This window comes from Ruminococcus sp. J1101004sp1_RTP21198st1_B9_RTP21198_201120 (assembly GCF_040924245.1).
Classification (GTDB): domain Bacteria; phylum Bacillota; class Clostridia; order Lachnospirales; family Lachnospiraceae; genus Blautia_A; species Blautia_A faecis.
The window spans coordinates 99,764-122,162 of sequence record NZ_JBCOMI010000003.1 but is presented as its reverse complement, the minus strand read 5'-3'; the positions used below and the strand labels follow the sequence as shown (position 1 = coordinate 122,162).

Annotated in this window: 20 protein-coding genes, 5 pseudogenes and 1 riboswitch; of the genes and pseudogenes, 14 read left to right on the top strand and 11 right to left on the bottom strand. The window is 42.2% G+C overall.

Features of this window, described 5'->3' with window-relative positions:
• The first annotated feature begins 96 nt into the window (after positions 1-96).
• Entirely contained in the window at positions 97-1,419 is a 1,323-nt protein-coding gene (locus tag AB5618_RS03080) for a replication-associated recombination protein A (protein WP_148461143.1), read from the top strand.
• A gap of 127 nt (positions 1,420-1,546) precedes the next feature.
• Here the strand turns inward: AB5618_RS03080 and AB5618_RS03075 are convergent, their stop codons facing one another.
• Positions 1,547-2,059, bottom strand: a complete 513-nt coding sequence (locus AB5618_RS03075; RefSeq protein ID WP_148461144.1) for a DUF4364 family protein — start codon at positions 2,057-2,059, stop codon at positions 1,547-1,549.
• A 168-nt stretch (positions 2,060-2,227) separates the two neighbouring features.
• Positions 2,228-2,278, bottom strand: a pseudogene (locus AB5618_RS03070) (hypothetical protein); the annotation flags it as partial.
• On the opposite strand from AB5618_RS03070, the pseudogene AB5618_RS03065 reads away from it, so the two are divergent.
• A pseudogene (locus AB5618_RS03065) lies at positions 2,255-2,362 on the top strand (DUF6783 domain-containing protein); the annotation flags it as partial. The pseudogenes AB5618_RS03070 and AB5618_RS03065 overlap by 24 nt on opposite strands.
• On the opposite strand, the gene AB5618_RS03060 reads toward AB5618_RS03065, so the two are convergent.
• Together AB5618_RS03060 and AB5618_RS03055 are read right to left on the bottom strand one after the other, a co-directional pair.
• Entirely contained in the window at positions 2,335-3,267 is a 933-nt protein-coding gene (locus AB5618_RS03060; RefSeq protein WP_207742919.1) for a TIGR01212 family radical SAM protein, read from the bottom strand. The pseudogene AB5618_RS03065 and the gene AB5618_RS03060 overlap by 28 nt on opposite strands.
• A complete protein-coding gene (locus tag AB5618_RS03055; protein WP_118578213.1) occupies positions 3,264-3,959 on the bottom strand; it encodes a YesL family protein in 696 nt (231 codons plus the stop codon). The genes AB5618_RS03060 and AB5618_RS03055 overlap by 4 nt, the downstream gene beginning before the upstream one ends.
• 227 nt (positions 3,960-4,186) lie before the next feature.
• On the opposite strand from AB5618_RS03055, the gene AB5618_RS03050 reads away from it, so the two are divergent.
• A complete protein-coding gene (locus AB5618_RS03050) occupies positions 4,187-4,513 on the top strand; it encodes a YerC/YecD family TrpR-related protein (RefSeq protein ID WP_118578214.1) in 327 nt (108 codons plus the stop codon).
• Positions 4,514-4,605: 92 nt separating this feature from the next.
• Here the strand turns inward: AB5618_RS03050 and AB5618_RS03045 are convergent, their stop codons facing one another.
• Positions 4,606-5,232, bottom strand: a complete 627-nt coding sequence (locus AB5618_RS03045) for a DUF1836 domain-containing protein (RefSeq protein ID WP_118578215.1) — start codon at positions 5,230-5,232, stop codon at positions 4,606-4,608.
• Positions 5,233-5,382: 150 nt separating this feature from the next.
• On the opposite strand from AB5618_RS03045, the gene AB5618_RS03040 reads away from it, so the two are divergent.
• From AB5618_RS03040 to pnuC, 9 genes are all read left to right on the top strand, one after another.
• The gene (locus AB5618_RS03040) at positions 5,383-5,625 is read left to right on the top strand and encodes a DUF6783 domain-containing protein (RefSeq protein WP_368366474.1); all 243 of its coding nucleotides are present in this window, start codon (positions 5,383-5,385) and stop codon (positions 5,623-5,625) included.
• Positions 5,626-7,857 (top strand): DNA helicase PcrA, encoded by a 2,232-nt coding sequence (gene pcrA, locus AB5618_RS03035; RefSeq protein WP_118578217.1) that lies wholly within the window; start codon positions 5,626-5,628, stop codon positions 7,855-7,857.
• A 115-nt stretch (positions 7,858-7,972) separates the two neighbouring features.
• Positions 7,973-8,203: a hypothetical protein gene (locus AB5618_RS03030; RefSeq protein WP_173716615.1), complete on the top strand. Its 231-nt coding sequence runs from the start codon at positions 7,973-7,975 to the stop codon at positions 8,201-8,203.
• Positions 8,204-8,591: 388 nt separating this feature from the next.
• Positions 8,592-9,962, top strand: a complete 1,371-nt coding sequence (gene rlmD, locus AB5618_RS03025; protein WP_368366473.1) for a 23S rRNA (uracil(1939)-C(5))-methyltransferase RlmD — start codon at positions 8,592-8,594, stop codon at positions 9,960-9,962.
• A gap of 277 nt (positions 9,963-10,239) precedes the next feature.
• Complete coding sequence (locus AB5618_RS03020; RefSeq protein ID WP_148461148.1) at positions 10,240-11,010, top strand: hypothetical protein; 771 nt, start codon at positions 10,240-10,242, stop codon at positions 11,008-11,010.
• 14 nt (positions 11,011-11,024) lie between these two features.
• Entirely contained in the window at positions 11,025-12,818 is a 1,794-nt protein-coding gene (locus tag AB5618_RS03015) for a DUF262 domain-containing protein (RefSeq protein ID WP_148461149.1), read from the top strand.
• A gap of 26 nt (positions 12,819-12,844) precedes the next feature.
• Positions 12,845-13,888, top strand: a complete 1,044-nt coding sequence (locus AB5618_RS03010; RefSeq protein ID WP_148461150.1) for a virulence RhuM family protein — start codon at positions 12,845-12,847, stop codon at positions 13,886-13,888.
• A 669-nt stretch (positions 13,889-14,557) separates the two neighbouring features.
• On the top strand, positions 14,558-14,998 hold the full coding sequence (locus tag AB5618_RS03005; RefSeq protein WP_148461151.1) for a GNAT family N-acetyltransferase: 441 nt from the start codon (positions 14,558-14,560) through the stop codon (positions 14,996-14,998).
• A gap of 587 nt (positions 14,999-15,585) precedes the next feature.
• Positions 15,586-16,266 carry a nicotinamide riboside transporter PnuC gene (pnuC, locus tag AB5618_RS03000; protein WP_148461152.1) on the top strand — a complete coding sequence of 227 codons (681 nt, stop codon included), beginning with the start codon at positions 15,586-15,588 and terminating at the stop codon, positions 16,264-16,266.
• 29 nt (positions 16,267-16,295) lie between these two features.
• Here the strand turns inward: pnuC and AB5618_RS02995 are convergent.
• The 5 genes and pseudogenes from AB5618_RS02995 to AB5618_RS02975 all read right to left on the bottom strand — a co-directional run.
• Positions 16,296-16,658, bottom strand: a pseudogene (locus tag AB5618_RS02995) (recombinase family protein); the annotation flags it as partial.
• A gap of 34 nt (positions 16,659-16,692) precedes the next feature.
• Positions 16,693-17,385, bottom strand: a pseudogene (locus tag AB5618_RS02990) (phage tail tape measure protein); the annotation flags it as partial.
• 89 nt (positions 17,386-17,474) lie between these two features.
• Positions 17,475-17,756, bottom strand: a complete 282-nt coding sequence (locus AB5618_RS02985; protein ID WP_148461153.1) for a type II toxin-antitoxin system YafQ family toxin — start codon at positions 17,754-17,756, stop codon at positions 17,475-17,477.
• The gene (locus AB5618_RS02980) at positions 17,753-18,025 is read right to left on the bottom strand and encodes a type II toxin-antitoxin system RelB/DinJ family antitoxin (protein WP_118578232.1); all 273 of its coding nucleotides are present in this window, start codon (positions 18,023-18,025) and stop codon (positions 17,753-17,755) included. The genes AB5618_RS02985 and AB5618_RS02980 overlap by 4 nt, the downstream gene beginning before the upstream one ends.
• Positions 18,026-18,109: 84 nt before the next feature.
• Entirely contained in the window at positions 18,110-18,277 is a 168-nt protein-coding gene (locus AB5618_RS02975; protein ID WP_173716616.1) for a hypothetical protein, read from the bottom strand.
• A 107-nt stretch (positions 18,278-18,384) separates the two neighbouring features.
• Between AB5618_RS02975 and AB5618_RS02970 the strand changes: the two genes are divergently transcribed.
• Entirely contained in the window at positions 18,385-18,585 is a 201-nt protein-coding gene (locus AB5618_RS02970; RefSeq protein WP_226815622.1) for a hypothetical protein, read from the top strand.
• Positions 18,586-18,659: 74 nt separating this feature from the next.
• Positions 18,660-18,750, top strand: a riboswitch (cyclic di-GMP riboswitch).
• A gap of 78 nt (positions 18,751-18,828) precedes the next feature.
• Here the strand turns inward: AB5618_RS02970 and AB5618_RS02965 are convergent.
• A pseudogene (locus tag AB5618_RS02965) lies at positions 18,829-18,963 on the bottom strand (DUF6783 domain-containing protein); the annotation flags it as partial.
• A gap of 55 nt (positions 18,964-19,018) precedes the next feature.
• Here AB5618_RS02965 and AB5618_RS02960 point away from each other — a divergent pair.
• Positions 19,019-22,237, top strand: a complete 3,219-nt coding sequence (locus tag AB5618_RS02960; protein WP_173716617.1) for a response regulator — start codon at positions 19,019-19,021, stop codon at positions 22,235-22,237.
• The last annotated feature ends 162 nt before the right edge of the window (positions 22,238-22,399 follow it).

Below are 22,399 nucleotides of genomic sequence, written 5' to 3'. Positions count from 1 at the left end.
GTTAAAAAATAGCTTTATAAACTTGCCTAAATGAGAAATATAGATTATAATTAGAACAAATGTACGGAAAATTACTTTTGAATTGGAGAGAAATACATGGATTTATTTGAATATGCGAAATCCAGGACAATGGAGAATGAATCCCCACTTGCCTCACGTCTTCGCCCTACGAAACTGGAGGAAGTAGTGGGACAGCAGCACATTGTGGGAAAAGATAAATTACTTTACAGAGCCATCAAGGCAGATAAGCTGACTTCCGTTATTTTTTACGGTCCTCCAGGAACCGGAAAGACCACTCTGGCTAAAGTCATTGCCAATACTACTAGCGCAGACTTTACCCAGATCAATGCCACCGTAGCAGGCAAGAAAGATATGGAAGAAGTGGTAAAACAGGCTCAGAATGCCCTTGGAATGTATGGGCGAAAGACGATTTTGTTTATTGATGAGATTCATCGCTTTAATAAAGGACAGCAGGATTATCTTTTGCCTTTTGTGGAGGACGGAACCATTATCCTTATTGGGGCCACCACAGAGAATCCCTATTTTGAGGTAAACGGTGCTCTCCTTTCACGTTCTATTGTGTTTGAGTTGAAGGCACTGGAGATTCCGGAGATTAAAGAACTGCTCCTGCGGGCAGTGAACGATAAGGAAAAGGGCATGGGAAGCTATAATGCGGTTCTGGATGAAGATGCCCTGGAGTTTCTGGCAGATATGGCAGGAGGAGATGCCAGAAGCGCTCTGAATGCCATAGAGCTTGGCATTCTTACTACGCCAAGAGCTTCAGACGGCAAGATTCATATTACTCTGGATGTGGCTTCTGAGTGTATCCAGAAGCGTGTGGTGCGCTATGATAAGGATGGAGATAACCATTATGATATTATTTCTGCATTTATCAAGAGTATGCGCGGCTCCGATCCGGATGCTGCAGTTTATTATCTGGCGAAGATGCTGTATGCAGGTGAAGATGTGAAATTTATTGCAAGACGTATGATGATCCTTGCTTCTGAAGATATTGGAAATGCAGATCCCCAGGCCCTGGTAGTGGCAACCGCAGCAGCCCAGGCAGTTGAGCGGGTGGGAATGCCGGAATCCCAGATCATTCTTTCCCAGGCTGCTGCATATATGGCATGTGCACCTAAGAGTAATGCAGCGGTGAATGCTATTTTTGCAGCAATGGACAGTGTGAAGCGTACCAGGACGACTGTTCCGGCTCATCTTCAGGATGCCCATTATGGAGGGCATGAGAAGCTGGGACATGGAATCGGCTATAAGTATGCCCACGATTATCCAAATCATTATGTAAAGCAGCAGTATCTGCCAGATGAGATCCAGGGAGAGAAATTCTATGAGCTGTCAGATATGGGATATGAGAAGAAACTGAAGGAACACATGAAGTTTATAAAAGAGCATGCAGATTGAAGGAATGATTTTTCAAACACGCGTTGGAATAAATATTGAGTAGTTATCAGCAAGTGCTATTTTGCCAAGCATGCAGCTGTGAAGGTACTGAATAATTACAAAATCTGAAATAAAAAGTGGAGGAGCTTTATAAAAGCCCCTCCATTATTTTTGCATAAATTTCTTCATATTTCTTGGGCCACTGCCTGCACATGGCCTTTGCAGCGGAAAGAGATGGCGCTGCAAGAGAAAGATCGATCACAGAAGCACCCTTCTGCAAAAGCTGAAGGTGAACCACATATTCTCCCTGATTATTAATGTAATAATCGGCTTGAGCTTTCACCTGATTCTTTGTGGAGGCACCTCTGGCTGCAAGGTACTGGAGCACTTCAGTACGGATGTCCTGGGAAATATCATTCTCGAAATAGGTGAGCGTGTTTTTTCCATCTTCAGTAAGATAATAGTAGGAAGTATTGGAAATGGTACGCTTCTCAATCAGCTCTGTTTCCTCAAGCTCGGAAAGGGCCTGTTGCAAATGGAAATAATTCGTGTACTCGTGGTCCAGAATAAATTCTGAAATTTCTGAATTAGTGATGGGGGACGAAGAATTCCGAAGCATATATAGGATGATCAGTTTGTAAACAGTAAATGGTGTAGCCATTTTCCAGCCTCCCTTCTGGTGAAATATTGCATAAGTTCTAAATTCGAGTGTGTTTGAAAAAGCTTTCTGCAAGATGTGTATTACACTTTGCGGGAGATTGCGGGAATAATATTTCAAACAGACTCTGGAGCGTGTTTGAAAAATCATTCCCGCAATCTGCACGCCCCACTTTGCGGGAGATTTTGCCCTCTTTCAGTCGGCGTAGCCCGCTACGCCTCCCTCAATCGGACAAAATCTCCCACAAATTGTGACGCACATCTTGCAGAAAGCCTTTTTCAAACACGCTCTAATGCTTTGCCCTGAAAACTCTGACGCTCTTTCAAACGGTGGTGGAGCAGATTCAGCACTTCTCTTTTTCTGCTGGCCCATAGAGGGGCGATCAGCAGATCTTTCGGCCCATCGCCGGTAACCCGGTGGATCACAATGGATGGATCCAGATGTTCCAGGCAGTCTGCTACAAGGTCAATATATTCGGCGCGTTCCAGCACTTTAAATTTCCCGGCAAGATAATCATATGCAAGGTCAGTGCCTTTCAGAACGTGGAGCAGCTGAAGCTTGATTCCCTGAATATCCCGGGTATTTAAATAATCCATAGTAGCCAGTATATCTTCCCTGGATTCGCCGGGAAGCCCGAGAATGGTATGAACTACTACTTCCAGACCAGCTGCGCGGAGTCTCTTAAGGGAGTCTTCAAAGCAGGACAGAGGGTAACCTCGCCGGATATAAGCTGCGGTAGATTCATGAATGGTTTGAAGTCCCAGTTCTACCCAGACTGGTTTAACCATGTTTAGCCGGGAAAGAAGTTCTACTACATCGTCCTCCAGGCAATCCGGCCTTGTACCAATAGAAAGTGCCACAATTCCCGGATGGGAAATAGCTTCCTGAAAAATTTTTTCCAGATAAGGCACAGGAGCATAAGTATTGGTGTAAGCCTGAAAATAGGCGATGTATTTGTGAATAGGTCTTTTGGCGGAAAGCATGGCAATTTGGCTGTCTATCTGTTCATGGATAGAGAGGGCTGCACTGGCGGCAAAATCACCGCTGCCACCTTCGCTGCAGAAGATGCAGCCGCCGTGTCCTATTGTACCATCGCGGTTGGGACAGCTCATGCCGCCGTTTAAGGTGACTTTATAAACCTTTTCCCCGAAGCGCTCCTTTAGCATATAGTCAAGGGAGTGATAGGGCTTTCCATTCCAGCTGGTGATCATAAATTCTTATTGTCGGAATCAAGACTGTGGTCTACTACACTGTCAGGATTCGGCTCAGAGGTTTCTTCCGGAATATATTTGTCAAAAATTTTCACAAAGAAATGGGAATTGATGTATGCAATTCCGGAAAATCCAATGAGCACCAGCAGCAGGATGACCATGGACTGTACCTGGGCACTTGGAATAAAAAATACAAGAACCGGGGCAGCAGTGACAAGGATCATAAGTGCTGTATATGGAAGATGGCGGATGGACATCAAAAATGCGTTGGTAAAAGTATTCTTGATGGTATTGTAAAATTTCGCAAGAACCGGGTAGATGTACAGGAAGATCATCAGGTAAACGACCAGGATCATCATAAATAATACCATAAGAACCTTACCGATGGTGCCAGGTGTGCTGCGGCAGATGCTAATGTCAAAGTACAGCAAAAGGGCAGCCGCAAGCATGATCAGATTGATCACAATACCCTGTTTCAGATTCTGTTTAAAGGATTTAAAAAATCCGCGGACGATATAAGACTCTTCATTACGAACCATTTTCAAAGTGACGTAGAACATGGCGGCAATGGAAGGTCCAATGGTCACCACCGGAATGCAGCAGACAATGCAAAGCAGATTCAGAATGATAAGATCTGCCACCCTGCTCATGAAGGTGAAAAATTTGTTATCCATGTTGAAAAAACGATCCATTCAAAAATTCCTCTTTTCTATTTTGTATATAGCATTAATGAGCTTATCACATAGTATAACGAATCTGTGAAAAAAAAGCAATTTGAAAATAAAAAAGAACATAAAAACTATATAATCTTCACAAAAATATTTATAGAAAGTCCTTGCTTATCACACGTCAGAGTGTTAAAATAGTAATCATTGAAAAGAGAATAATAAACATTAAATATAGAAAAAGGAGTAGCGAAATGAGTAAAAATATCAGAACTGAGGCAGTTGACCATCTTTTTGAGGCCATACTTTGTCTGAAGGATAAGGAAGAGTGCTACACTTTCTTTGAGGATGTGTGTACCATTAACGAACTTCTTTCTTTATCTCAGAGATTTGAAGTGGCCAAAATGCTGATGGATAAGAGAACTTACCTTGACATTTCTGAGAAGACCGGTGCTTCCACAGCCACGATCAGCCGTGTAAACCGTTCTCTGAATTATGGCAATGACGGTTATGATATGGTATTTAAGAGAATGGAAGAGAAAAAAGAGCAGAACCGTTCTCTGGATCAGAAGGACGAATAAGCGTCAGAGGATCTGAATCCGAAATAGAATAGAATATACGAAAGAAAACCCGCGAAATTGTGCTATGAGATAATTTCGCGGGTTTTGTACTGTTATTTGTCTTTATTCTTCTTATGTTTGTCCCTGGGCTCAGATGGGGAAATGTCATCGATCATTTTCTCAATGATCATCTTCTTAATGTAGACATCAAAGCTCATGAGACAGATAAAACTGAATCGCTTCAGAAATTCCTGATCTTCCTCATCTGCATCCTGGAAAGTGGCGCTGGAGAAACGGTAATCCTTCAGAAGATTCTTGATCAACTGGTCAATCTTGCGGTTCTCCATTCCAAAAACTTCATTATATACATAGGTCATGTCCTTGCCTGGCTCACCTTTAAAGTATTTCGCTGTGATGGGACCGAGAAGCTTCTGGATGTCTGTGATGGACAGAATATTCTTAAAATAATAAATGAAGATCAGCATGAGCAGATGATCTTTGGAATAGCGCTTCTTCTCAGGGGAAGGGAGCAGGTTATTCTTGGCGTAGTTATTGATCATGGTCTTTGTCAGGATCTTGTCATCATCGTGACGCTTTGTGGACGCAAGCTGATCCTCCATAAACGTGGTGACCTGATCCATGTACAGGTCGATGTTTGGAAGATCTTCTGGTTTTATATAATCCATTCCGGAAATGTGCTCCAGAATGCTCTTTAATATGGATTTATCATCAGCTGTCATTTTTATCACCTCTGCTCCTTATTATATAGTTTTTAAAACTACTTGTAAACTGTTTTTTTCAGATCTTGTGAAAAACAGAAAAAAACCAGAACTTTGTTTACAAAAAACACCTCGCGGAATGTTACTGGTAAACAGTAAAAACCCGAATCTATGTTTGGATTTTCTGCACGTTCGGGGTTGTGGGAGATAAGGATTTCATGTATAATGAGATTTAACTATTTGAAAAATCATTCCCGCAATCTGCATGCCCCATTTGACGGTATATTTCGTCCGAATTCAGTTGTCGCAGTCCGCTGTGACGCCCTCATCAGGGCGGAAACTCCTACAAATTGTGGCGCACATCCTGCAGAAAGCTTTTTTCAAACATGCTTTAGCGAAAAAAGGAGAACATAAATGAGCATATATGATACATTAAATCCCCCTCAGCGCGAGGCGGTAGCACAGACAGAGGGACCAGTCCTGATCCTGGCGGGAGCTGGTTCCGGCAAGACAAGAGTGCTGACACACAGGATTGCCTATCTGATGGATGAAAAGGGAGTAAATCCGTGGAATATTCTGGCTATTACTTTTACCAATAAGGCTGCTCAGGAGATGAGAGAGCGTGTGGATAAGCTGGTGGGCTTTGGTTCTGAGAGTATCTGGGTGTCTACTTTCCACTCAGCCTGCGTAAGAATCCTTCGGAGACATATTGATAATCTGGGATATGACACGAATTTTACAATCTATGATACAGATGACCAGAAGTCTCTTATGAAAGATGTGTGCAGGAAGATGAACATTGACACCAAGATTTATAAAGAGCGTTCCCTTCTTGCCCAGATTTCCCATGCCAAGGACGAGCTGCTTACACCAGATGATATGGAGATGAAAGCTGCCGGAGATTACAATATGAAGAAAGTGGCTTCTGTTTACCGTGAATACCAGGCTGCTCTTCGCAAGAATAATGCACTGGACTTTGATGATCTGATCGTAAAGACGGTGGAGCTTTTTGAAAAATGCGGTGCAGTGCTGGAGTACTATCAGGAGCGGTTTAAATACATTATGGTGGATGAGTATCAGGATACCAATACTGCACAGTTTAAGTTTATCAGTCTTCTGGCCCAGCGGTATCAGAATCTTTGTGTGGTAGGTGATGATGACCAGTCCATTTATAAATTCCGTGGGGCTAATATTGGAAATATTCTTGGATTTGAGCATGTTTTTCCAGATGCCAGGGTAATCCGTCTGGAGCAGAACTACCGCTCTACCAGGAATATTCTGAATGCAGCGAACCAGGTGATCGCGAATAATACTGAGCGTAAGGCAAAAACCCTGTGGACAGAGAACGAAGAAGGCAGCAAGGTGCATTTTCGCCAGTTTTTGAATGCTTATGAGGAGGCAGAGTATGTGGCAGGAGAAATCGGCAAGTTAAAAAGAAACGGTCTTGGGAACTACCGTGATTGCGCTATTCTTTATCGTACCAATGCCCAGTCTCGTATTTTCGAGGAGAAATTTATTGCAGCCAATATTCCATATAAACTGGTAGGAGGCGTTAATTTCTATGCACGTAAGGAAATCAAGGATCTTCTCTGTTATCTGAAAACGATTAATAATGCCAGAGATGATCTTGCTGTGCAGAGAATCATAAATGTGCCAAAGCGTGGAATCGGTGCAACGACACTTGGACGTGTTCAGGATTATGCGGACAATATGGGAATCAGTCTGTATGAGGCATTGCGCGTGGCTGAAGAGGTTCCTTCTATTGGAAGAAGCTTGTCAAAGATCGATGGCTTTGTAACTTTTATACAGATGCTGAAAAGCAAGGCAGATGTGATGACTGTGGAGGAAATCCTGCAGGAGGTAATTGATTCCACAGGTTATGTGGCAGAGCTGGAAGCTGAGGATACAGAAGAATCGAGAGCAAGAATTGAGAATATTGATGAGTTGATTTCCAAGACTGTAGCTTATCAGGAGGCTATGGAGGAGCAGAATCAGTCGGCTACGCTTTCAGGCTTTCTGGAAGAGGTGGCTCTGGTAGCAGATATTGATACTGTAGATCCGGATCAGGATTATGTGCTCCTTATGACTTTACATAGTGCCAAGGGTCTGGAGTTTCCGAAGGTGTTTATGGTAGGAATGGAAGACGGCATTTTCCCTAGTCATATGACCATCAGCTATGGCGATGACGGGGAGATGGAAGAAGAGAGAAGACTTTGTTACGTGGGAATTACCCGTGCAATGAAAGACCTTACTTTGACTTGCGCCCAGCAGAGGATGATCCGTGGAGAGACTCAGTATAACAGGGTTTCCAGGTTTGTGAGAGAGATTCCAAGAGAACTGGTAGATCTGGGACACACTATTCAGGAGAAGAAGCCGAAAGTGGAGGAACTAATCCCAACACCGGCGAAATACTCCAAGATGAAAGAAATTCTCCAGGGCAGAAATTACAAGCCAAGAGAATTTAAAGTAACAAAAGCCAATTCGCTGGATTATGAGGTGGGAGATACGGTTCGCCATATTAAATTTGGCGTTGGAATTGTGAAAGAAATCGTGGAAGGCGGTCGTGATTATGAGGTTACAGTGGAGTTTGATAAGGTTGGTGTGAAGAAGATGTTCGCAAGCTTTGCCAAGCTGAAGAAAATTTGATTGGAAATTGGGTTTGGAAAAATTTAAAATTAATATATTAACTATGGTAAAATAATTGCAAAAGTGGTATAATAAATAAACCTAATGAGTACTTTGAAAGAGAGGATGGTATCACATGAACATTAAAATGGATAAGCTCGAGGAATTATTATCATTACTTAAGAAAAAAGAAGATGAGAAGCAGAAGAATACAGTCCTCTGGGTACTGGCTATCATTGGCGCTGTAGCTGCTGTTGCAGGAATTGCATTTGCAGTATATCGCTTCTTCGCACCGGATTATCTTGAAGACTTCGAGGAAGACTTTGATGATGATTATGACGATTATTTCGAGGATGAGGAGAAATAAGTAAGGCGTTTAGCGGATATCCACGGTCGTCCACAATTTTTGGAATACAAATCTGGTTTGGATGTGGATAATTTCGGGGATTTTTTATAAGTGAGTGCATATTAAATGAAAAGGTATACGGGCATATAGCAGTTATGCTCCCCCGTATACCTTATTTTTGATTTAAGGTAATTGTTCTGTATCTTCATAGTAATACGCTTCGCGATGCATAGAAATCATGCATTCACATGATTTCGCGCCGCAATTTTCGGGGGTTCTGTGAACTTTGTTCAAAAAAACACCTCGCGGAACGTTACCAGTGAACAGTAATCTATTGGCGACAGCATTATATATAAAAGACAGCTGCGGAATAGTTACGATCTATATATAATTATTTTATGGAGGATTTATGAAAAAAGGAGAGATTTACGAAGGAATTATCGAGAAAGTTGATTTCCCCAACAAGGGATATGTGAACATAGATGGAGAAAAAGTAATTGTAAAAAATGGAATTCCAGGTCAGAAGGTTCGCTTTATGATCAATAAGAAGCGCTCGGGTAGGGCAGAAGGCAGACTTTTGGAGGTTCTGGAGAAATCTCCCCTTGAGGTAAGAGAGCCTGTATGTAAGAATTTTCCAGCATGTGGTGGCTGCATGTACCAGACAATGTCCTACGAAGAACAGTTAAAAATGAAGGAAACTCAGGTGAAAGGACTTCTCCAGGAGGCAGTAGGTATTGGTACAGACCTTCACTGGGAAGGAATCCACGGAAGTCCTATTGAATTTGGTTACCGTAATAAGATGGAATTTTCCTTTGGAGATGAATATAAAGATGGTCCTCTTTCTCTTGGTTTGCACAAGAAAGGCAGCACTTACGACGTACTGACAGCTTCTGACTGCAAGCTGGTGCATCCGGATATGACAGCGATCCTTTCCAGTGTGCTGGACTTTTTTACAGAGCTTGGGGCTGTGCATTATAAGAAAATGCAGCATACTGGTTATCTGCGCCACTTGCTTCTGCGCCGCGGTGTGACCTCTGGTGAAATTCTGGTACATGTGATCACCACAAGCCAGGCAGAGTACGACTATGCGCCGCTGGTATCAAGGCTTCTGGCTCTTCCGCTGGAGGGAAAAATCGTGGGAATTATGCACATTATCAATGATTCTCTGTCTGATGTGGTGCAGAGCGATGAAACCAGATTGCTTTATGGACAGGATTACTTCTATGAAACGTTGCTGGGTCTGCGATTTAAGATTAGTACATTTTCCTTCTTCCAGCCAAACTCACTGGCAGCCGAAGTATTGTACTCTATTGTGCGTGATTACATTGGTGACACCAAGGACAAAGAAGTATTTGATCTCTACAGCGGTACTGGAACTATTGCCCAGCTTCTTGCTTCTGTTGCGAAAGAGGTTATCGGCGTGGAAATTGTTGAGGAAGCTGTGGAAGCTGCAAAAGTAAATGCCGCCTTAAATGGTCTCACCAATTGCCGTTTCATCGCAGGTGACGTCCTGAAAGTCCTGGACGATCTTACTGAAAAACCAGATATGATCATTCTGGATCCCCCTCGCGATGGAATCCACCCCAAAGCGCTGCCGAAGATCCTGGCATATGGAGTAGAAAACATCGTCTATATCTCCTGCAAACCAACAAGTCTTGCAAGAGATTTACCAGCATTTCTGGCAGCTGGTTATGAGGTTCAGCGCAGCTGCAGCGTGGATCAGTTTTGCGAGACGGTGCATGTCGAGACGGTAGTCTTGATGTCAAGGAAAGATAAATAAGTGCCAGAAAGCGGCGTATTTCCGGGCTTTTTCGGAAGTTAGGAATAGAAGCCTAACTCTTGAAAAAGCTCGGTTGTTTTATATGGAAACATATCTACCGCGAAATCTGTGTCAGGTTGTAACATCGGATTAGATGTCACAATTTGAGACAGTGGATTAGATGTCAGGCATTTGGGGATGATTTTGGGAAAATGAAAACGGATGACAACCAATCCGGCAATTCGACCATTTGGGGTGTTTGTAGGCAGTGGATTAGATGGCAAGGAGGAATGAATGAGTGGCAGATATTAAATACCTGTTGAAATTTGGAAAGAGAGAACATTTGGAAAGTCTAGTAAGTGGAAATATATATTGTTCAAATGCAATTACTTTCTGGGGGATTGAAGATAAACTGAAAATCAAAGGACAAGGAGATATTCTTGAAGCTGGTACTAGAATGTTTGCTCAAAAAATGATAATGCAGCATCCAGATACCAAAGAGGTAATTGCAAAATGTGGAAAAGCAAATGGCTTGGTGAGAATAGAACCAGCAGAGAAAATGCCAGTTTTTTGTATGTTTGCTGTTTATGAAGACGATTGCAAAGTCGATATTACTGGAGCTTCAATCATCAATCTTTCAGATGATAAAAAACAGACTATTAGGGAACACTTCCCTAATGCTGATGCTGTTGCAGTAATTCCGAATCCTGAGGAATTTATTGAAGATGTTAAAAGAAGTATCGGTACTGAGATTAAGGCTGAAAAAGTCAATTATTTTCATATAGATAAAGGTTACGAAACCACCGATGGTGAAATAGCTATGGACATGGAGTATATGAAATATTTGATGCAAGATGCATCTCCAGAAAAAGTAGACGGAGGAATAAGATATACTTTTTATGCGGATTATGCATTTAGAGTTTTATTCTGCAAAGATGTATTTTTTGAGCAAGAACAGGAGTATAGAATAGTTCTTCCAAATGAGACTATAGAGGCTGGAAAGAGTTATCCCGTGCGGCTTTCAAAAGATTACGAAATAATTGATTTACATACTTTCTTTGATAATTAGAGGAGGGCGTAAACATGCCAACAACGATAGAAGTAAATAAACAAAGCGTGGAAGCGCTCCTGGGTAGCGGAAAATCAAAACCGTTTGTCATTCCTGAGTACCAGCGACCATATGCTTGGACGGATGAACAGGTAGAAACACTTTTTGAGGATTTATGGGATTTTACTGCTACAAGTGGCGGTACAGAAAGAGAGAGTTCCTACTTCCTCGGAAGTGTGGTTTCCTACGAAAATGAAGATGGTGAGCAGGAAATAATTGATGGACAGCAGCGTATTACGTCTTTGTTTCTGCTGCTACGTGCAATTTATACGAAGCTTGTTGCTACGCCTGCATCAGAGAGAACGGCAGAGGCCAATAACTTTATTGGAAAGATTGAGCCTACTATCTGGAGAACCAATAAACTTACTGGAACGGTGGATTTCAAAAATATCCTTTTGACCTCACGTGTTGTGAATAACGAAGGAAATGAAATTCTGCGATCAATCTTGGAAACCGGAAAAGCGGATGAGGATGCGAAAGATAACTATTCAAAGAATTATCGCCATTTTCAAGAGTTGTTTGATAAGCATTCCACAGAGAATCCATTGATGGTATATCAGTTTATCTATGCGCTCTTGAACCAGGCTATTCTGCTTCCTATCACAGCAGACACCCAGGATACTGCGTTGACTATTTTCTCAACGTTAAATGATAGAGGTCTTCCTCTGTCGGACGCAGATATTTTTAAGGCAAAGATTTACAACCAGCTTGCGCCGGATGATAAGAAGGCATTTATTGACCGCTGGAAAGATTTAGATGAGCAGTCTACAGATGCTAATGAAAGCATCCAGCAGCTGTTCTACTACAATATGTTTTATTATCGAGCACTGGATAAGGATACGAAGACGACTACTCCTGGTGTCAGGAAGTATTATGCGGTTAATAAGTTTGAACGCTTGTATAAGCCTGAATTGTTGGATACTCTTTTTGTTATCCTGAATCTGTGGAAGGTTGTAAACAAAGGAGAGGAACTTGAAGATGAAGCCTGGTCCAAGAATATTAAAATTAGGCAGACACTGGATATTCTGACTTCATATCCGAACGAGTACTGGAAATACCCGGTTGTTATTTACTATGTTTGCTACAGGAATGAAGAAAATTTTGAAACACGATTTGCTCGGTTCTTGAATAAGCTGCTCATGGAGCTGATGACAAAATACTTGATGATACCGACAATCAATGCTGTAAAGCCGGATATTCTGAAGCTGAATTCTGCAATTGTAGCATCGGATATACCTACGTTTGAATTTAAGACTGTCGATATGACACAGCTGGAGCCATATATCCAGAATCCGAATCGTAATGTAGTGCGTATGCTTCTGAAGACGCTTGCGTATGAACATCAGGATGATTTGCTTCCGGCTAAGTGGGAGATAGAGCATATCTTTCCACAGAAGTGGCAGACGAATTATTTTCCGGATGAGCCAGACGCAACCATCAAAGAGAAAATTGAGCATATAGGCAATAAGCTCCCATTCGAAAAGAAGCTGAACATTGTCGCTGGTAATGGATATTTTGGCAAGAAGAAAAAAGAGTACATAGCTTCCAAAATTGTAATTACTAAGGCAATGGGAACCTCTGATGTAATGGATTGGAACCTGGAATCCATCACGAAACGTGATATTCGTGTATCTGATGAGGTTGTCAAAATCATGAACAGATGGAATAACGAATATTTAAACACTCCGGTCAGCGAGGGTAAGGCGGGCGAACCATCTGAGGAAGAATTAGCTCAAATTGAGAAATTTAAAAAGAATGGCTGGATCTAGTGATATGTAGAAGGGAGGCATTCTATTTGGCAAAGAAAAAAGATGAAATAACCATCCGTTCCAGCGCAGCAGAGTACCTGACCTATGTTGCCTCTGTAGGTGATCAACAGGACAGCATAGAGATGCGCTATGAGGATGAGAATATATGGCTGACACAGAAGATGATGGCCACATTGTATGATGTTGGTTCACCAACGATAAATGAACATATTAAAAAAATATATGCGGATAGTGAATTGGAAGAGGCCGCAACTATTCGGAATTTCCGAATAGTTCAAACCGAAGGTTCTCGCCAGGTCACACGCGATACCAAGCACTATAGCCTTCAAATGATCATTGCCGTAGGCTTCAAGGTCAATTCCGAGCGTGCGGTACAGTTCCGAAAATGGGTAAACCAGATCGCAAAGGACTACACCATCAAAGGCTGGGTCATGGATGATGAGCGGCTGAAGCGCGGAACGTATCTGACAGAAAAGTATTTCGATGAGCAGCTAGAGCGCATCCGAGAGATCCGTGCCAGCGAAAGAAAATTCTATCAGAAGATCACTGACCTGTATGCGACAGCCATTGACTATGATAAAAATGCTGCAACAACGAGAAGATTCTATGCGACTGTTCAGAATAAAATGCATTATGCCGTTCATGGACATACGGCGGCGGAGATGATCGTGGAAAGAGCGGATCACACAAAAGAGCACATGGGATTAACCACCTGGGCAGATGCTCCTGACGGAAAGATTAAGAAAAGCGATGTCACGGTTGCTAAAAATTATCTGAGTCAGGATGAAATGAAGCAGCTGAATCGTATGGTGACGGCATACCTGGATTTTGCGGAAAACATGACCTTACGACATATTCCGCTTACGATGCAGGACTGGGAAAAGAGGCTCAACAGCTTCATTGAAATGTTTGATTATGGCATTTTACAGGATGCGGGTAAGGTGTCCGCAGAAATTGCAAAGCTTCATGCTGAGACAGAATTTGAAAAATATCGCGTGATCCAGGACAGTTTATTCATGTCCGACTTTGATAGGTATATGCTGGAGTTGGAAGAAAGCGCAAAGAAATAAGGATCAGATATCAGGTCGAGACGGTGAAATCAGGCAACTCAACTCCCTGCGAGTGTATGGCAAATCCGTGGTTTGAACGGATGGATTGTGTAGAAGTTAAGCGGCCTTCACTGTCTCAACGGTCGAGACAGTGGCAGGTGGCAGCAGTGTAAACTTGCCTTGCATTGTATAGGTAGAAAAGGCCTTATACCGACTTGTTCCCATAGACTTCAATGGTTAAGACCGAGCATAAGGTGCTGTGGGAGCTTGCTCACAAAGGCACCATTATGCGATGGGCTGTATGCGGCGAATGCCGCGGATAAGCGTAGGAAGCTTTGCTTCCGTAGCGCATCCGGCGTGGCGTAGACAAATTAAAAAACATAGATTCCGAGCTTTTTCGGAGGTTTGGATTTGAAGCCAGACTTTTGAAAAAGCTCGGTTTTCTTATATGGAAACATATCCGCTGCAAAATGTGTGTCAGGTTGTAACCCCGGATTAGATGTCACGATTTGAGACAGTGGATTAGATATGTGGAGAATTGTTTAAATCGGAAGTTGATGGAATGGCCTGGTAGAGATGGTTTCAGCGATGGGGGACGTATCTAACCGAGGCGAAATAATCCCTGCGGAATAAAAGAGGAAGGCAGAGATGCTGATGAATTTCAGTTTATTACAAAAAGGAGAATTAGTCATGATAAGACGAGCAATAGATAGAGATGCATCGAGAATTGCTGAGATATCAGTATTCTCCAAGCGGATGAACTATAGAGAAATTTTTCACGATGATATGGTTTCATTTGGTGAAATACAAGTTTATCCGTTGGCAAAAGAATACATCGAGCACCCAGAGATACTTAAGGAATTTTATGTATATGAAGATGATTTTGTTAAGGGGTTCATTCATATTCAGGGAACGCAAGTCTTGGAATTGTATGTAGATACGTTTTTCGTGGATCAGGGAATCGGAGGTAAATTATTAGATTTTGCCGTAAGTAGGAATTGTAATTCACTATGGGTTCTTGAGAAGAATACAAAAGCGCAGCACTTTTATTTGCGACACGGTTTTACTCCAAGTGGAGTAAGGCAATTGGAAGAGGGAACAGAACAATTTATCATTGAAATGATACGTTGAAGTAAGTAGGTTATTCTAGAAGTTAACTGTACCAAAAACATACAATGGAGAAGCTGTAATCCATTGATATGTTTCCACAAACTGATGAGACGTTGGACATATTTTCGCAAACCAACGAGTAAAAAAGAGAGCAGTTCAGACGTCTCAACGCATGTTGAGACGGTAGTCTTGATGTCAAGAAAATAAAATCAAGTGCCAGAAAGCGGCGTATTTCCGGGCTTTTTCGGAAGTTGGGAATAGAAGCCTAACTCCTGAAAAAGCTCGGTTGTTTTATATGGAAACATATCTACTGCAAAATGTGTGTCAGGTTGTAACCTCGGATTAGATGTCACGATTTGAGGCAGTGGATTAGATGGCAAGGGAAAATTCGGTGAATCGCGATTTGTCAGAGCGTTATAGAGGATAAAATTATGTTTTTTGGATATTATCAATTTCACGAAAGTAATTATGCAATCCTTCATATGCAGAAGGGTGCCATTGCTTCGCAAGAGAAGCATATAAAGGGTATCCAATTTTAAGAGACAACAGGTATAAAATATATCTAATTTCCTGTTGTCTCAAATCAACGTATGAAGGGAATTAGAAAAATGAATAATCCATTTAAAAGAATGACCAAAAGAGAATGGGCACTTTGGTTCGTGTCTATTGCTATTGTTGTTATGTCCAATATTATGGCAGGAAGAGTAGATGCTTTGACACTTACTGCAACTTGTATTGGTGTAACTTCACTGATATTTGCCGCACAGGGAAATGTATGGGCACCGATATTGATGACGATTTTCTGCATCCAGTATGCGATAATATCATACCGTTTTCGCTACTGGGGAGAGATGTTTACTTACTTATTTATGTCACTTCCGATGTCTGTTTGGTCGATTGTGACATGGCTGAAAAATGCGAGAAACAGTAGTGATGGAACAGTAGAAATACGAAAAATTACAAGAAAAGGAGCAGGAGTTCTTGTTCTTTGCAATGTGGCAGTGACAATTGCATTTTATATATTACTAAAAAAACTTAACACGCCGAATCTGATATTTAGTACCATTTCGGTAGTAACAAGTTTTTTTGCTGCATCACTCACTATGTTACGGTCTTCCTATTATGCTTTGGGATATGCATCGAATGACATCGTGCTGATTATCTTATGGATACTGGCATCAATTAAGGACCCGGGGTATATTCCAGTGGTTGTAAATTTCTTGATATTTTTTCTTAATGACATGTATGGATTCATATGTTGGAAGAAAAGAGAAACAGCACAGTGTTAAGACAATTCTGGTTTGTGGATGTAGAAAATACCCTCCCGGTATTCCCGGTAGATGCGCTTTACCACCTCTGCCTGTTCCGGATCGATGATGAGATTCTCATCTGCATCCTTGGTGTAGCCGAGGAAGTGATTGTGATTTACCTGTACCTGGCCATTCTGGTAGCGAAACTGGAGTCCCAGCTTCACATTCTGACTGAGGGATTATGATTCCTGCTGCGCAAGGGAAGCCATAATCGTAATCAGAACCTCACCCTTGGCATCCATTGTATTGATGGCTTCCTTTTCAAAGAAGACGGGAATGTTCTTATCCTTCAGCTGGCGGATGTATTTCAGGCAGTCCAGCGTGTTTCTGGCAAATCGGCTGATGGACTTGGTGATAATCATGTCGATGTTTTCGGCTTCGCAGTCGCCAATCATCCATTGCCTTTGTATTTGCGTTAGAGCTTGCCGCTGCAAGGATATCTGCGAAATGCCCAGAATCTTTGGCTGTCAGACCAAATGCAGTCAGTGCATCGGTTACGATATCCGATGTGGTGGCGAGGTCCTCACCAGATGCCGCAGCAAGGTTCATGATACCTTCGATACCATCCAGCATGTCGGAGGTTTTCCATCCAGCCATCGCCATGTAGTTCATAGCATCCGCAGCCTCGGATGCTGAGAACTTGGTTTTCGCACCCATCTCATGAGCCTTTGCACGGAGCTTATCGAAATCATCTCCGGTTGCACCAGACACGGCGGCTACCTGGCTCATAGAAGAATCAAAATCGGAGTCTGTTTTTACAGCAGCAACGCCAAGAGCTGTAACTGCAGCAGAGGCAGGAAGGAGCTTTTCGCCGGTGGAGGAAACCTTATCGCCTGCAGACTTCAGGTTTTCACCAGCAGTAGCAATCTTCTGCACAGCAGTGGCAGACTGATTGGCCTGCGCTTACAGCTTTTTGAGATATTCTTCCGTTTCGATGATCTCCCTCTGAAGAGCATCATATTTCAGGAGCTTTTCGACATTCTTAAGTTGTGACTGCGTATTCTTGATTTCTGAATTGACACCCTTTAAGGCACTCTGAAGCTTGGTAGTATCGCCACCGATCTCGACCGTGATACCCTTGATTCTACTTCCCGCCATAGCGCACCTCCTTTCCTGGATTTGGGCATAAGAAAAGCACCTACCATTTCTGATAGATGCTTTCTGAATTGCTATTCTGTTTTTTAAATCTATTTTTTGAATAGTTCTGAGTGCGTACCAAGCCTATAAAGCATGAGTACTAAAACGTTGTTCTGAATCTCATAAATGAGCAACCAGTCCGGTTCGATGTGACACTCACGCGTGCCTTTATAGTTTCCTGTAAGGTCATGATCCCTGTATTTTGCATCCAGCGTACCGCCATTCGCCAGAATATCGATTACCTCAAACAGCTTATCAAGATTTTTATTTTGCTTTTTGGCAAGCTTCAAATCCTTTTTAAACTGATTGGTAAACTGAATGTCGTATTTCATACGTCGAGAGCTGCCTTAAGCGCATCCATACTGGAATAACGCGGAGCAGAAGGATCCTTCATCATTTTTCTGCCATCCTCAATGGCAGCGGCTGTCGTATCATTCGGTACTTCCAGTTTTAATTCAAAAGGAATACCATGCTCACGGATAGCGGTTCTCAGGAACATATTTACAGCAGTTGTCATATTCAGACCAAGCTCATTGAAGATTTCCTCCGCCTGATCCTTGATTGCCTTCTCTGTACGAATATTTAAATTAGTTGTTGCCATACAGAACACCTCCATTCAAGTATAGTATACTCAAATGCGTGTCTAATGTCAACACACTGTCATTATATAAGGCACATAAATTTGCTAAAATGCATCAAAATCCCTCTGCGTAGCGATCTGCGCATAGCCTTTGTACTCATCATTGCTGCTTTCTGCGTACATGTCGTTCACCATCCCAATCGTAAGAAGATCCAGATCCCGGCTGGAGATTCCGAGCTGTACGCAGCGAAGCAGAAACAAGGGTGTGGTCATCGGGCGGTCAGTTGCGTGAAGTTTTTTTTAGACTCCACATCCGTCTGGATATTCTATAGATTGAACAGGTGATCCGTGCCGGGACAGCAGACATCGGAGAAAAGTATTTGGCTGTAATCCGTAAGGCTGCCAGTGATTACACAAGAGAAATCTTTCATAAGCTGAGAGAAAGGGAATACAATCCGGAGCTGATGCGTTTATATGTAGTTGTTGGTGGTGGCTGCTGCATGATTCAGAACTTCGGGGAATATGACAAAGACAGAGTAACGATTGTGCGAGACATCTTCGACTTTGCGAATGGTTCATAAACACAGATTTTCTATCAAAATATTATTGACGCACCGGAAACTTCATGGTATTTTATTTTTGATGAAAAATGGGAATTATTTAAAGGCAAACTTGCTGAAAGGCAGGGACGCAAAGCCAGAAGGGGCTAAAGTCAGAAAGTCTGACCATGTCAGCCGGTTGCTGCTGTTTCCATATATAGAAAAGACGTGAGAACGGAAGCGATTCCGATACCTTTTATACTATATGTATATGGATGTGTGAGTTTAAAAAGATGTAGCAGGGACACTGGCAGGATGTTTGTCAGGTGTCCTTTTTATATGCCAAAATATGTACGAGAACTTGCCGGAGCATGTTCTGGAGCGTGGTTGAAAAAGCATTCCTACAATCTGCGCGCCACATTTTGCAGAAAGCCTTTTTCAAACACGCATCAAACAGAGTGAGGGTTTTTATAAAATGTTATATAAGGAAAATTATGAGGATAAAATATATTCTTTAAACAAGACGGTACCTGGACAAACACAGGATTTATCACAGGCAATACAGAAAACACTGGAAAATAATGGCGGGGTAGGTATGTTGACCGGATATTATGACCAAAATCTGTCTATTCTGTCTGTGAGTAATCTGCTGCTACATAGTATAGGACATACGTTCGATTCTTTTATGAAGCAGACAAAAGGCTCATTGAAGAAATTTTTTTACGGCAAGGATATAAGTATATTGGATCGAGACCGTTTTTTGCAGATCCACGGAGCCGGGGAAGCGCAGATCCTTACAGCGGACGGTACAGTGAATAATGTACGGCTTTATAAAGAGGATGCGACAGATGAAGCAGGCAGACAGATCTGGATTATGTCCGTACAGGTCAACTGGGATCATGTAAATCTGGCACTGATCAATGAGGCTATCCGTTCCGGCTTCTGGTATTTTGACTGTGACGAAAACAGTGAGATTGTGAATGCAAACTGGAGCCATGAGTTCCGAAAAATGCTTGGCTATCATGATACTCTGGATTTTCCGAATAAACTGGAATCCTGGTCAGATCTTCTGCATCCACAGGATAAAGAAAGAGTAATGATGCAGCTTCAGGCGGCAATTGCGGATAAGACGAATCAGGTAAAATACCAGGTAGAGTACCGTATGAGAATGAAGGATCATCAGTACCAGTGGTTTCGGGCATCAGCAGAAGTAATACGCCGGCTGGATGGTTCTGCCAGCAGGATTGCCGGGATTTTTATTAATATTGATGCGGAAAAAAAAGAAATTATGCAGGCACAAAAGTCAGCTGCTTTCCACCGTGCCTTTACGAAAACAGATCTGTGCGAATATTATGTTAACCTGGAGGCAAACACATTTGATACCTTTAAGGTTGAACCGTCCCTGATGACTGTTTTTGAACAGAGTCATACATGGGATGAACTGATCCGGCATTTTGTGGATTCCTATGTTGTGGAAACAGATAAGAAGGCAGTATCCGCTTTTTATGATCGTGGCTATATTGCGGAAAAACTGAAGGGTCTGGAAACCGAATTGTCTTTGGAGTGCCGAATCACTCTGAAGGGAGAAGAACGATGGGTCCGTAATGTGATCATACGTGGCGAGATAGAGGATTCAGAATATGCCATGATTTTTCTGCGGGATATTACGGAGGCAAAGGTAGAGAGCGCACGGCATCTGCAGATGGCAGCGGATAATGCTTCCATGGAGCAGCTGATTCAGAGCATAGTGCGTCTGGTTGACCGTTTTGTTGTCTGTGATCTGGAAAATGACAGATATGAATTCTACAATCTGAATGGACAGATGATATATAAACCTCTGGGCTTCTATCATGATTTTCAGATGCAGGTTCTTGAAAAGTATAAGACACTGGAACCGTTGGAAGCTATAGATATTCTGATAGCCCCGGAAAATATCCGGGAAAATCTGAAAAGCGAAAATGATATTTATAAGTTTGAGTATTGCAGCCTGGATGAAAAGACTTATAAAATCGCTTCTTATATTCCCTTGGAATGGAAGAATGGAAAGCTGGAAAAGGTATTGCTGGCATCCATGGATGTGACACAGGAGAAGAAAGCAGAGATTGAATCCCGTCAGGCACTGAAAGAGGCTTACCGGTCCGCAGAAAATGCAAATCGTGCAAAAACAGAATTCCTTTCCAATATGTCCCATGATATCCGAACACCGATGAATGCCATTGTGGGTCTGACAGCAATCGCCGGAGCAAATATTGAGAGTCAGGACAGAGTTATTGAATGTCTCAGCAAGATTACAGAATCAAGCCGTCATCTGCTTGGGTTGATCAATGAAGTGCTGGATATGGCACGTATTGAAAGTGGAAAAATGACACTGGCACAGGAAGATTTCAATCTGTCAGAGTTGGTGGATAATCTTATTACACTTACGCGACCGGTGCTTGATGAACATAAACATAATTTTGATATACACATTAATCATATTGAACATGAGGATGTCTGCGGTGACAGTCTGAGGATTCAGCAGGTATTTGTGAATCTGATGAGTAATGCGATCAAGTATACACCGGATGGCGGGAATATTACTTTTTCCATAGAGGAAAAGCCAAATGGATTTTCGGAGCTTGGATGCTATGAATTCACGATTGAGGATAATGGAATCGGTATGTCGCCGGAATTCCAGAAAATCATGTTTGATCCCTTCAGCCGCGCAGATGACCATCGGACAACCAGAGTTCAGGGAACTGGTCTGGGAATGGCAATCAGCAGAAATATTGTAAATCTGATGAATGGTAATATTAAAGTGGACAGCACCTTACACAAGGGAACTAAAATTACGGTAACAATTTATCTTGAACTTCAGGAAAAAGAGAAAGAAAAGGATGAAAATCTGATGAATTTGCCGGTTCTGGTTGTGGATGATGATAAGACATGCTGTGAAAGTACAGTTGCGACATTGAAGGAGATTGGAATTACAGGCGAATGGGTCCTCTCCGGCAGAGAAGCCGTTGAGCGCTGCTATGCACGTCATGAGTTAAAAAATGATTACTTTGCTGTTATTTTGGACTGGAAGATGCCGGATATGGATGGCATAGAAACTGCCAGACAGATTCGGAAACGGATAGGGAAGGAGATTACCATCATTGTACTGACATCTTATGAGTTCAGCGAGATTGAAGAAGATGCAAAGGCAGCAGGTGTAGATGCTTTTATTGCAAAACCGTTATTCCGTTCCAGGCTGACCGCTACACTGCGGCAGTTTGTTTCTGACAAAAAAGAAAAAACAGCAAGGAATTATCTGGAGAATCTGTCAGAAGCAGATTACACAGGAAAAAGGATTCTGCTGGTCGAGGATAATGAGTTAAACAGAGAAATTGCAGTGGAAATCCTGCAGATGACAGGGGCAGAAGTTGAGACAGCCGAAAATGGAAAAATTGCAGTTGAAAAAGTGGAGGTTTCTCCAAAAGACCGGTATGACCTTATTTTTATGGATATCCAAATGCCTGTTCTGAATGGTTATCAGGCAACCGCAGCAATTAGAAGCCTCCCCGGTGAAAAAGGAGAACTGCCAATTGTTGCCATGACTGCCAATGCTTTTGCAGAAGATGTACAGCTGGCAAAAAATACAGGTATGAACGGACATATCGCAAAGCCGCTGGATATGAATAAGCTGAGTGATGTTTTGAAAAAATGGCTGTAATGATACTGCGAACGGAGTGAACAGGAACGCTGTAATTTATTTATGTGTAGGCGAAAAAATAATTGACAGAAAAACACAGTCATTATAAAATATTTCCGAAAGGTAATGTGGACAAAAGTCTGGGTGGATAAGCTTCCCAGGCTTTTTATGTGAAGATAGAAC